Source organism: Aquirufa sp. TARAVU-A1A, from assembly GCF_054558675.1.
In genome coordinates this window covers 314,855-326,840 of sequence record NZ_JBPXKP010000002.1, presented here as the reverse complement: position 1 = coordinate 326,840, position 11,986 = coordinate 314,855, and the positions used below count along the sequence as shown (strand labels likewise).

11 protein-coding genes are annotated in these 11,986 nt (G+C 41.2%); 8 read left to right on the top strand and 3 right to left on the bottom strand.

Annotated features, from left to right (window positions below; genetic code table 11):
* Positions 1–5: 5 nt before the first annotated feature.
* Positions 6–884 carry an ATP synthase F1 subunit gamma gene (gene atpG / locus V7S75_RS04090; RefSeq protein ID WP_459511606.1) on the bottom strand — a complete coding sequence of 293 codons (879 nt, stop codon included), beginning with the start codon at positions 882–884 and terminating at the stop codon, positions 6–8.
* 12 nt (positions 885–896) lie between these two features.
* Entirely contained in the window at positions 897–2,477 is a 1,581-nt protein-coding gene (gene atpA / locus V7S75_RS04085) for a F0F1 ATP synthase subunit alpha (RefSeq protein WP_459511604.1), read from the bottom strand.
* Between the two features lie 231 nt (positions 2,478–2,708).
* On the opposite strand from atpA, the gene V7S75_RS04080 reads away from it, so the two are divergent.
* The 8 genes from V7S75_RS04080 to porD all read left to right on the top strand — a co-directional run bounded on the left by V7S75_RS04080 (position 2,709) and on the right by porD (position 10,488).
* On the top strand, positions 2,709–3,461 hold the full coding sequence (locus V7S75_RS04080) for an FKBP-type peptidyl-prolyl cis-trans isomerase (RefSeq protein ID WP_459511603.1): 753 nt from the start codon (positions 2,709–2,711) through the stop codon (positions 3,459–3,461).
* A gap of 1 nt (position 3,462) precedes the next feature.
* Positions 3,463–5,562, top strand: coding sequence for a carboxy terminal-processing peptidase (locus V7S75_RS04075; RefSeq protein ID WP_459511601.1), 2,100 nt, complete (start codon positions 3,463–3,465; stop codon positions 5,560–5,562).
* Complete coding sequence (locus V7S75_RS04070) at positions 5,559–6,362, top strand: inositol monophosphatase family protein (protein ID WP_459511599.1); 804 nt, start codon at positions 5,559–5,561, stop codon at positions 6,360–6,362. The genes V7S75_RS04075 and V7S75_RS04070 overlap by 4 nt, the downstream gene beginning before the upstream one ends.
* A 2-nt stretch (positions 6,363–6,364) precedes the next feature.
* Positions 6,365–6,526 carry a FeoB-associated Cys-rich membrane protein gene (locus tag V7S75_RS04065; protein WP_315575735.1) on the top strand — a complete coding sequence of 54 codons (162 nt, stop codon included), beginning with the start codon at positions 6,365–6,367 and terminating at the stop codon, positions 6,524–6,526.
* The gene (locus V7S75_RS04060; protein ID WP_459511597.1) at positions 6,516–8,270 is read left to right on the top strand and encodes an ABC transporter ATP-binding protein; all 1,755 of its coding nucleotides are present in this window, start codon (positions 6,516–6,518) and stop codon (positions 8,268–8,270) included. The genes V7S75_RS04065 and V7S75_RS04060 overlap by 11 nt, the downstream gene beginning before the upstream one ends.
* An 18-nt stretch (positions 8,271–8,288) precedes the next feature.
* On the top strand, positions 8,289–9,179 hold the full coding sequence (locus V7S75_RS04055; RefSeq protein WP_459511595.1) for an outer membrane protein assembly factor BamD: 891 nt from the start codon (positions 8,289–8,291) through the stop codon (positions 9,177–9,179).
* Positions 9,180–9,240: 61 nt separating this feature from the next.
* Positions 9,241–9,558 (top strand): DNA-directed RNA polymerase subunit omega, encoded by a 318-nt coding sequence (locus tag V7S75_RS04050; RefSeq protein WP_459511731.1) that lies wholly within the window; start codon positions 9,241–9,243, stop codon positions 9,556–9,558.
* Positions 9,559–9,579: 21 nt separating this feature from the next.
* Positions 9,580–10,488: a type IX secretion system protein PorD gene (gene porD, locus V7S75_RS04045; RefSeq protein WP_459511593.1), complete on the top strand. Its 909-nt coding sequence runs from the start codon at positions 9,580–9,582 to the stop codon at positions 10,486–10,488.
* A gap of 128 nt (positions 10,489–10,616) precedes the next feature.
* On the opposite strand, the gene tilS is transcribed toward porD, so the two are convergent.
* On the bottom strand, positions 10,617–11,948 hold the full coding sequence (tilS, locus tag V7S75_RS04040; protein ID WP_459511591.1) for a tRNA lysidine(34) synthetase TilS: 1,332 nt from the start codon (positions 11,946–11,948) through the stop codon (positions 10,617–10,619).
* Between the last annotated feature and the right edge of the window lie 38 nt (positions 11,949–11,986).

Below are 11,986 nucleotides of genomic sequence, written 5' to 3'. Positions count from 1 at the left end.
TTATTTTAGGCTGATAAAGCTTCCGCACCTCCTACGATCTCAAGGATTTCCTTCGTAATGGCTGCTTGGCGTGAACGGTTATACTCTAATTTCAATGCCTTGATTAATTCCCCAGCATTATCAGTTGCCTTATCCATTGCTGTCATACGAGCGCCATGTTCAGATGAATTGGACTCCAATAAAGCACGGAAAATAGATAATTTGATCGACTTAGGAATTAATTCGGAAATAATTTGCTCTTCTGATGGTTCAAAGATGTAATCCACAGCACTTGCTTTTTCGCCAGATTCAGCAGCTACTAAAGGAAGTAATTGCTCCGTTTGAACAATCTGTGTCGCAACGTTCTTTGAGTAGTTGAAAATTACTTCCACCACATCAAATTTCTTCTCAGTGAATGAATTTAAAACGACCTCACCAATTTCACGAACGTTGTTGAAATTCAAACGTGTGAAGATGTCTGCATGAGCCTCGTTCACGTTGTATCCCCGACGAGATAAATATTCAGCACCTTTTTTACCTAATGATAAAATCTCCACTTGACCAGCTGCGTGCAAGTCGGCATATTTCTCTTGTACCAATGCCATCGTCGCTTTTCCTACGTTCGCATTGAATGCGCCGCAAAGTCCACGATCTGAAGTAACTACAATGATTAATGCACGTTTGATTTCACGAACCTCTGTAAATGGGTTTTCAGCTCCGGCTTCTGTTTGAGCAGAAACCGTTGCAATCATTTCCGCTAATTTCTTAGCGTAAGGGCGCATTTGGTGGATAGCATCCTGCGCGCGACGCAACTTAGCCGCCGAAACCATTTTCATGGCTTTGGTGATTTGTTGCGTCGAGTTAACGGATACAATTCTATTTCTTACTTCTTTTAAGGAAGCCATAGTATTCTAATTTTATGCTTTGTATTTAGCTGCTACTTCATTACCTACACGCTTCAAGGTAGCGGTTAAGTTGTCATCGTATTTACCTTGACCTAATGCTTCTAATGTAGCTTTTTCAGTCGCACGTAATACTTGAATGAAATCTTGTTCGAATTCACGAACTTTTTCTACGGGTACTGTATCTAAGTTACCTGTAGTTGCTAAATAAATCATCGCTACTTGTTCTTCGACACGTTGAGGCGCAAATTGTGGTTGCTTCAACATCTCTAAGTTACGACGACCACGATCAATCGTTAATTTCGTAGATGCATCTAAATCCGAACCAAACTTCGCGAAAGCTTCTAACTCACGGAATTGTGCTTGATCTAATTTTAATGTACCTGCTACTTTCTTCATGGATTTGATCTGTGCGTTACCACCCACACGAGATACCGAGATACCTACGTTGATCGCTGGACGAATACCTGCGTTAAACAAGTTTGTTTCCAAGAAGATTTGACCGTCTGTAATCGAAATTACGTTGGTTGGGATATACGCCGAAACGTCACCTGCTTGTGTTTCAATGATTGGAAGGGCTGTTAAGCTACCACCCCCTTTTACGATGCCTTTGATTGACTCAGGCAAGTCGTTCATGTTACGTGCGATTTCATCTGAATTGTTGATTTTCGCAGCACGCTCCAATAAACGAGAGTGTAGGTAGAAAACGTCACCTGGATACGCCTCACGTCCTGGTGGACGACGTAACAACAAGGAAACTTCACGGTATGCTACCGCTTGTTTTGATAAGTCATCATATACAACTAAAGCTGGACGACCTGTATCACGGAAGAATTCACCGATTGCAGCACCTGTAAATGGCGCGTAGAATTGCATTGGAGCTGGATCTGCAGCAGTCGCCGAAACGATAACTGTATAGTCCATCGCACCTGCTTTACGTAAAGTTTGCTCAACTTGCTTCACTGTAGAAGCCTTTTGACCAATCGCTACATAAATACAGAATACAGGCTCTCCTTTATCGTAGAATTCTTTTTGATTAATGATTGTATCGATACAAACAGCTGTTTTACCTGTTTGACGGTCACCGATCACCAACTCACGTTGGCCACGACCCACTGGAATCATCGCATCAATTGCCTTGATACCTGATTGCAATGGTTCTGTTACCGGTTGACGGAAAATTACTCCTGGTGCTTTACGCTCCAAAGGCATTTCGTATAAAGTACCAGCGATAGGTCCATTACCATCGATTGGCTCACCTAATGTGTTAACCACACGTCCTAAGATACCATCACCTACTTTGACAGAGGCAATTAAATTGGTACGCTTAACGGTATCGCCTTCTTTGATTTGGCTAGAGTCACCTAAAAGTACAGCTCCTACATTATCCTCCTCTAAGTTCAAGGCTAAGGCTTTCAAACCGTTTTCGAAAACGATCAATTCACCTGCTTGTACGTTGGAAAGGCCATAAATACGAGCCACACCATCACCCACTTGGAGTACAGTGCCTATTTCTTCTAATTCTGCTTGAGTTTTCGCTTGAGATAATTGTTCTCTCAAAATTGCCGAAACCTCATCTGGTCTTACTGATGCCATACTAAAGTTTTATGAAGAGTTTAATTTTTGACTATATAATTTCGGGTGCAAAATTAGCTAGGAAATTTCAATATTCCCATAACTTCGTCAAAAAATGAGCTTAATCATAAGACTTTTTTTAGATTAAAGATTTCGCGGATAATTTGTCCTTGTTAAATGGCGTTAATTTTGTTGAGTGAGCCACAATTTTCGTGTATCTTCGAAACTTTAATTTGATTTAAATCGATAACTATGCAATTGTCATTTCTTCGTGCGGCTCTTTTCGCTAGCATCTCTTGCCTTACTTTCGCGTCTTTCGCTCAAACAAAGCCGAAAACCAAAACTAAAGTTGCCCTGACTGTTTCGAAAGTTCCTGTCAAGCCTTTTAACTCATCCATTGACTCGGTTTCGTATGCCGTGGGTGTCTTGGTTGCGCAAAACTTCAAATCTCAAAATGTTACCTTAAATCCGGAGATGGTCGCAAAAGGCTTTGCCTCTGTTACTTCGGGAGGTACTTTATTAATAACAGAACAAGAATGTCAGAGCGTCATGAACAATTTCATGATGAAAAACCAACAAGCACAAGCAGCTGAGCAAGCAAAACAATTTGAGCCAAACCGCATCGCCGGTGAGAAGTTCCTAGCTGAAAATAAAACCAAAGATTCTGTCATCACGACTGCTTCAGGTCTACAATACAAAGTAATTAAAATGGGGGATGGTCCTAAGCCAAAAGCCTCCGACAAAGTTAAAACACATTACCACGGAACATTAATCGACGGAACGGTGTTTGATTCATCCGTTCAACGTGGCGAGCCTGTTTCATTCCCTGTTTCTGGTGTTATTCCGGGTTGGGTCGAAGCACTACAATTAATGCCTGTAGGCTCTAAATTTAAATTATTCATTCCTCAAGAATTAGCTTATGGCATTCGTGGGGGCGGTCAAACAATCAAGCCATATTCTGCATTGGTGTTTGAAGTTGAGTTATTAGCAATCGAAAAAGAATAACATGAAAAGGATACTTCCGATATTAATCCCGCTATCACTTTTAGTTGTCGTTTTTCTTCACGGGAAAACACAAGGTAAATTGGAGGTGGCAACTTACCAACAAGGCGACCTGCAACCTACGGATACGCAACGAAAGGTGGAGCGATTGGTTTTTGGTATCTTGAGCAATTACCACTATCGGAAGGTACCTGTCAACGATTCCTTGTCTTCGAAAATTTTTGATGCTTATTTGAAAGATTTGGATCCCAACAAAGCTTATTTTCTTGCTTCGGACATTGAAGAAGTTGAGAAATACCGCTACACAATTGATGAACAATTGAATTTAGGAGATTTAACGTCTGCATTTCAGATTTATAATCTATATCAAAAACGCATGTTGGAGCGTTTTGCCTTTGTTGACAAGGTGATTAAACAACCGATGGATTTTACCATCGATGAAGCCTACCAACCTGATCGTGAAAAAGCTGCTTGGGCAAAATCGACAAGTGAATTGGATGATTACTGGCGCAAAGACGTGAAGCGTCAATTGCTAGATTGGAAAATCGGAGGCAAAGCGGATACAACGGCTGTACGTGAATTGACTGATCGTTACAAGCGTTCTGCCAAATACATGGCACGTACGCGTGCAGAAGATGTTTTTCAGGTTTTCATGAATGCTTACACGGAAAGTATCGATCCACATACTTCCTATATGATTCCCAAAGCGGCTCAGGAATTCAATAAAGATATGGCCCAAAGTTTTGAAGGCATTGGAGCAACGCTCCGTTTGGAAGGAGATTATGTGACCATCCAGGATTTAGTTCCCGGTGGTCCTGCGTTCCGGTCTAAACAAATTAATCCCAAAGATCGCATCGTAGGAGTTGCCCAAGGAGATGATGGTGCGTTTGTGGATGTGATTGGTTGGTTTACGGATGATGCGGTTAAATTAATTCGCGGTCCTAAAGGAACTGTCGTTCGTTTGAAGATTTTACCAGGTTCAGGGGTAACTGGCTCGCCAACTTCTGAAGTTCGAATCGTACGTGAGAAAATCAAATTAGAAGAGCAGACAGCCAAAAAAGAAATTTTGAATTTCAAGCAAGGGGCGTCAAGTTATAAATTAGGCTTGATTACAATTCCGATGTTCTACCGAGATTTCGAAGGAGCGCGTAAACGAGAAGCTGATTTTAAATCGACTTCCGCAGATGTCCGCAAGTTCTTGAATGAATTCAAACAAGAAGGAATTGATGGATTAGTCATTGACTTACGTAATAATGGGGGTGGTTCTTTAGTAGAAGCTGTCGAATTAACAGGTTTATTTATCCCGAAAGGGCCTGTCGTGCAACGCAAGCAGTCGGACGGTAAAATTTCCCAAGAAATCGACCGCGACCCTGCTCAAGTTTATGATGGCCCGATGGCGATTATGATCAATCGTTTTTCTGCCTCTGCATCTGAAATTTTTGCTGCCGCGATTCAAGATTACAAGCGTGGAATTATCGTAGGGGAACAATCCTACGGAAAAGGTACGGTGCAGTCGGTAATTGATTTAGATAATTACATGGCGAATGAAAAAGATCCGGTAGGTCAATTAAAAATCACCTTGGAGAAATTCTATCGTGTGAATGGGTCCTCTACGCAACACAAAGGCGTAAGTCCTGATTTTGCCTTGCCATCTGCGTTTTCTGCGGAGGAATATGGAGAAAGTTCGCAACCTTCGGCTTTGCCATGGGATATGATTCCTACAACAGCTTATACGCCTACGAATACGATTGTGGCGCCGGCATTGGCGCATTTACAAGCAGCATTTCAGACTCGTTTAAAGACAAAACCTGATTTGATCAAATTGAAGCAAGATTTTGAGCGTTGGAAAAAAATCAAAGAGCAAAATTCAATTTCCTTGAATATGGAGAAGCGCAAGAAGGAATTGGATGAGCAAAAGAAAAAACCGGATGAGTCACAAGCGGTGATGGATGCTTTAGGGGGAACGGAAGAGACGGCTGCGGATAAAGATAAAAAGGAGAAAGCGGCAGATAAGCATGCAAAGGATGCATATTTAAAAGAAACCCAACAGATTTTATCCGATTGGATTTCTTCAGGTGCGCATAAAATTGCCAAAGTAAAATGATTGATTTAGCTGTCATTCTGGAAAATGCCAAACCCATCGTGCGTGAAACGGGTGTTTGGATTCAATCCATGGTGAACAACATTGGCGAATCAGATATCCAATACAAAGGAACAAATGATTTGGTTTCCTTTGTGGATCAAACAGCAGAAGCTCGCTTGAAAGAAGGTTTGTCGGCGATTTTCCCCGAAGCGGGTTTTGTCGCTGAAGAATCTGCTTCCGATTACAGTGAAGTGGGCGACGGCTATTATTGGGTCATTGATCCATTAGATGGCACGACAAATTTCTTGCATCGCTTGCCCATTTATGCCGTTTCGGTTGGCTTGATTTATCAGAAACAACCTGTTTTAGGACTGATTTATGAACCTAATCGAGATGAATTGTTTTATGCGGCGAAAGGTCATGGAGCCTATTTGAATGAGCATGTGATTCAGGTGTCCCAACAAGCCTTCATGAACAAGAGTTTATTGGCCACCGGATTTCCTTATTACGATTTTTCTTATCAGGATCGTTACTTGGCTTTGCTCAAAGAATTGATGCGGACCTCGCATGGCTTGCGTCGGATGGGTGCAGCGGCAATCGATTTAGCCTATACGGCTTGCGGTCGATTTGAGGGATTTTTTGAGGCTAATTTAAAACCTTGGGATGTGGCGGCTGGTAAGATTATTATCGAGGAAGCAGGTGGGCGTGTGACCAATTTTAGTGGGGGAGATGCTGTGATCTTTGAAGGAGAAATAATTGGAGCAGGGCCTATATTTGATGAATTTTTAGGAACTTTACAGGCCAAATGGTTTGTTGACTAAGCATGGAACAAATAATCATCTTCTTGGTATTTGCTGCGGCATTATTCTATTTAGGTAGATTGGTGTATCAACAATTTTGGGGTAAAACGGCGGGTCAATGCGCCAAAGGCTGCGGTACTTGCGCAGCTAGCTCACTCGATAAAATCGAATCCATTGAAAGATAAGGAAAGCGGAAAAATTGTTGATTTGCAAATTATCCGACGGATTTATGGCTTTATCAAACCCTATAAATTTCGGTTCTGGTTTCTTGTAGGCTTGATTTTGTGCATGGCAGGGGTGTCACCTGTGATTCCTTTGATGATTCGGTACACGCTGGATCATTTTGTGAGTTTGGATAAAATGGCCGACTTGCTTCACATGTTTTTCATCATGATCGCCGTGCTTTTCGCACAAACAGGATTACAGTTTTCTACCAGTTATTTAGCAGGCTATCTAGGTCAAACGGTTATTCGTGACATTCGTGTTCAATTGTATGCCAAAATCGTCGATTTAAAATTAGCCTTTTTTGATGCCACACCCATCGGTCGATTGGTGACACGAACTGTGTCGGATATCGAGACCTTGAATGATGTGTTTTCCGAAGGATTAGCATCTATTGCGGGGGATTTATTGCAATTGTTCTTGATTATTGGCGTCATGTTTTATACAGATTGGCGTTTGACTTTGGTCATCTTGGCGACTGTGCCTTTCATGGTATTCTCTACTTATGTGTTCAAAGAATACATCAAAAAATCTTTTAATGAAGTGCGCGTTGCGGTTGCCAACTTGAATTCCTTTGTGCAAGAGCATATTTCAGGGATGATGATAGTGCAATTATTTCATGCCGAAAAGCGGGAACTGGCCAAATTTAATCGGATTAATCAAGAACATCGCGACGCGAATATTCGGGGTATTTTAGCTTATTCCGTGTATTTTCCTGTCGCAGATGTGATTTCGGCAGTAGGATCTGGTTTTGTAGTTTGGATGGCCTCGACCTATATTTTAAAGGAACAAATCACGGTGGGGACCTTGACAGCCTTCATCATGTTTATTAATCTCTTTTTCCGACCGATCAGGATGTTGGCAGATCGTTTCAATACGCTGCAAATGGGTATTGTTTCGACGGAGCGTATTTTGACTTTATTGGATTCTGAGGATTATATTCAGAATAATGGGAAGATTTTAGCTGATAAAGTCAAAGGAGACATCGTTTTTGATGAGGTGACTTTTGCATATAACGAACCCGAGTGGGTTGTGAAACAGGTAAGTTTCGAAGTTCCTGCGGGACAAACTTTGGCGATTGTAGGAGCTACGGGGGCTGGTAAATCGTCTATTATCGGTTTGCTCGGTCGTATGTATGATTGCCAACAAGGCGAAATTCGTATCGATGGGGTAGCCTTACCCGACTACGAGATTCACAGTTTGCGGAAGAATATTGCGGTCGTATTACAGGATGTATTTTTATTTAGTGCATCTATCGCCTACAACATTCATTTAGGTGATGAGTCTATTTCGCAAAAGAAGATCGAAGCAGCTGCTAAAGCGGTTGGTGTGCATGAATTTATCATGTCCTTACCCGGAGGATATGCTTATGAAGTGATGGAACGAGGAGCGACTTTGAGTGTGGGTCAGCGTCAATTAATCTCTTTTGTTCGTGCAATGGTGCATGATCCCAAAATTATTATTTTAGATGAGGCAACATCATCGGTTGACTCGGAGTCGGAGGGATTAATCCAGCAAGCAATTGCCACTTTGATGCAAGGAAGGACTGCGGTAGTGATTGCCCATCGCTTATCTACGATTCGTAATGCGCATCAGATTTTGGTGATGGATAAAGGGGAAATTAAAGAGCGCGGAACGCATGAGGCATTATTGAAGCAAGAAGGATTGTATGCCCAATTGTATCATTTACAATTTAGTCGTAATTAATCCGTATATTTGAGGCTTATGAAATTGAAAAATTATATACTAGTTGGTTTTATTGCATTGCTCGGCTTGAGTTCATGTGGTAAGTTCGAGAAGTTCCGTAAGAGTGCAAGTTTGCCTGTGAAGTATAAGGCGGCTGTAGACTACTATAAAAAGAAGGATTTTGACAAGGCGAGTATCTTGTTTGATGAGATTCTTCCTTTGATGAAAGGAGATTCTACGCAAGAAATGGCAACGTATTACCAAGCCTATTGTGATTTTAATTTAGGTAACTACACAGTTGCGAATGCCCATTTCAAGAAATTCTATGAAGTTTTCTCACGCAGTGAATATGCGGAAGAGGCGATATATATGTCGGCATTTTCCTTGTACAAAGATTCGCCGAATTACAATTTGGACCAAACTGGTACCTTGTCTGCGATTAATGAGCTACAGAGTTATTTGAACAATTATCCAGATACTAAATTCAAAGACGAATGCTCAAATATGATCAAGGAGTTGCGTCGTAAGTTGGAGCGTAAAGCTTATGAAAAGGCTAAATTATATCACAAAACGTCACCATTCAATATAGCATCGTTGAAGTCTTCGGTGATTGAGATTACAAATTTTCAACGTGATTTTCCGGATTCAGATTACAATGAGGAAATGGCTTATTTGAAAGTATTGGCTCAGTTTGATTTGGCCAATAGTACAATTGAGTCTAAGCAGAAAGAGCGTTATTCCGATGCGGCAAAGTTCTATTTGGAATTAGTGGATAAATATCCGCAGAGTGCATTTTTAAAGTCCGCTGAGAAGATGTACGATAAGAGTAATCAGGAAGTAGAACGAATTGCCAAGCTAGAAGCTGAGCAAAAAGCTTTGTTAGAAAAAGAGAAGTCGAATACGTCAAAATTGACCACGAGTCCTCAATAGTTTATTTCAGAAAATTATCTTATTTTTGCAACCTTAATTAAAATTCAAAGAGATGTCTAAGATCCAAACCAATCCATCAATCATTACGCGTGATGTAGATAAAATTGCTGCAAAGACAGGTAATACATATGAGTCCATTTCGATTATTGGACAACGTGCTCGTCAGATTTCAAGCAAAATGAAGGAGGAATTATCAGGTAAATTATCTGAGTTTGCTTCGTCTGTAGATAACTTGGAAGAGATTTTTGAAAACCGTGAGCAAATCGAAATCTCAAAATACTATGAGCGTATGCCAAAACCAAGCGCCATTGCGATTGATGAGTTTTTGGCTGACAAAGTAGATTTCAGAGCACGTACTGAGGGAACAGACGAAAACTAATCTTTTTTCGTTTGATTTCATATGAAATCCATTCGCATACTTTTATTCGCGATATTATGTCTCGGTTCTTGGGCCTCAAAAGCCCAAGAACTACAGGCAACTGTAACGATTAACACTGAGCAATTACAGCTCGATCAGCAGCGAGGATCCTCGCAAATTTATTCCGAACTTCAGCGTACACTTCAAGATTTTCTGTCCAACCGCCGTTGGTCCAATGATAATTTTGCGCCCGAAGAGAAGATCAAAGTCAATATCAATCTTTTATTGACCAAGGCAAGTTCACAAGGTGATTTCGAGGCCAATGCGCGTATTCAAGTTTTACGTCCTGTTTTTGGAACCTCGTATGAGACAGTCATTTTGAATATGGTGGACAAAAACTTCAATTTTAAGTACCAACTAGGTACGCCAATTACTTACAACGACAATAGTTTTATTGATAATCTGAGTTCATTGATGGCCTATTATGCCTATTTGTCCTTGGCTTATCATTATGATTCGATGGGCTTGCGTGGGGGAGAGGCCTTTGTGCAGAAATTAGCAAACTTGACGAATTTGGCCCAAAATTCAGGTACAGGTTGGGGGAATGCCACCGACATCCGTTCGCGTTTTGCAATTTCGGAGAATTTGATGAACCAACAAATCCAAGGGATGCGTGATGTGAATTATACTTACCACCGTTTGTATTTGGATACGTTCAAGGATAAGCCAGATGAGGCACGAAAGGGGATTTTGGATTTATTGATGCAGATTCGCCAGATCAATCAGATACGTCCAGGTGCAGCGAGTATTCGTGTCTTTTTTGATGCGAAGAGTGAGGAGATCTTTTCAATTTTAGATGAGGCAGGTGTGTCTGAGCGCCAACAAGCCTTTGCCTATTTGAGTTTGCTCGATCCGATTCGGACAGAGAGTTATCGAAAATTAATCAGGTAGATTATCAGTATTGAGGGAAATGAAGTCCTTTTTCTCCCGTACCTTTGGCAATCCTCAAACCAGGTTTGCCAAAGGTAAGAGGTACCAGGTTTGCCAAAGGTTTGTGGAACCCACTCAGCCAAAGCAAGCTAGGATTTCGACTTTAATTCAAAAATCATCACGGTCTCCGTTTTATCCGAAATCTTGAATCGGTTATCAATGCGGTGACCCACAATCCAAGCCACGGAACCTTTGCTTAGCATTAATAAGGTGGTCTTCTTGATATTTAGTGCTACTTTTTTATCCGTTAGGAAGTCCGAAATTAGCTTCTTGGAATTCATGCCTAGCGGGCAAAACCAATCGCCTTCTTGCGTCTTACGAATTTCAAGCGGAAATGTTAAGCTATCAGCATCTAGACATGCCATATTTGCTTCGGTCGGGACTTTGAAGTCAGCCGTTTTTTCCTCAACATAAATATGTAATTCCTGCGAACCTAAGTCGATGATTTCGTCTTCTTCTTGAACTAAGATAGGTTTGTATTCCGACTGGTCCTTGGGGCTTAAGACCCATTGGTTTCGGTCGATGTTCAATGTATATAACGGGGATTCGAAAATCTTACCTACCTTATCCGCTGGATGATTTGTTATTTGAGCGATTTGGTCACCGTTGAAAGCTAGGCTTTGAAGCCAGCGCTGTTGCATGACTTTTTCGCGGGCCGACTTCGCGTTTAATTGCACAAATAAATTATTCGCCGTGTCGCTTTTAATATTTGCTTCTTGCCACATCGCGTATTCTTCTTGAATCCAGGATTCAATATCGCGTATACGCTCACTTGTTTGCGCTAAAGTTTCATCGAACGTTGAATTGAGTTCTTGAAACTTGGGCATGATTTCATGACGGATGAAATTGCGTTGATATTTCGTGGATTCATTGGAGGAATCCTCTCTCCATGCTAAATGTTTCTCCACAACAAAATCGAATATTTGTTCTTGGTTGGCGAATAACATCGGTCGGATAATATGGCCATTTTTAACGGGTATGCCATGGAATCCCGCCAAACCACTTCCTCGCGTTAAGTTGATCAATACCGTTTCGGCACTGTCCATTTGATGATGTGCCGTCGCAATGTATTGATATCCTGCTTGTTGGCGGATTTCTTCAAACCAATTATAGCGCAACAATCGTGCAGCCATTTGGGTAGAAATCTTTTCTTTCTCTGCAAAGGCTTTGGTATCAAAAACGATACTGTGGTAGTCAACTTTGAGCGTTTTGGCAAATTTCTTTACAAATACCTCATCGGCTAGTGATTCTTCACCTCGCAAACTGAAATTCACATGGGCGATTCCAAAATTGAATTTTGCCAACGAAAATAGTTTGGCCAAAACCACTGAATCAATTCCTCCGCTAACTGCGATTAGGATTTTGTCTTCGGGTTGAAATAAATTCTCTTTTTGGATAAAATGGATGAAATCTTCCAGCATAAAATTGGTAAATTGCGCGTTCAATTGAAGATGCGAAA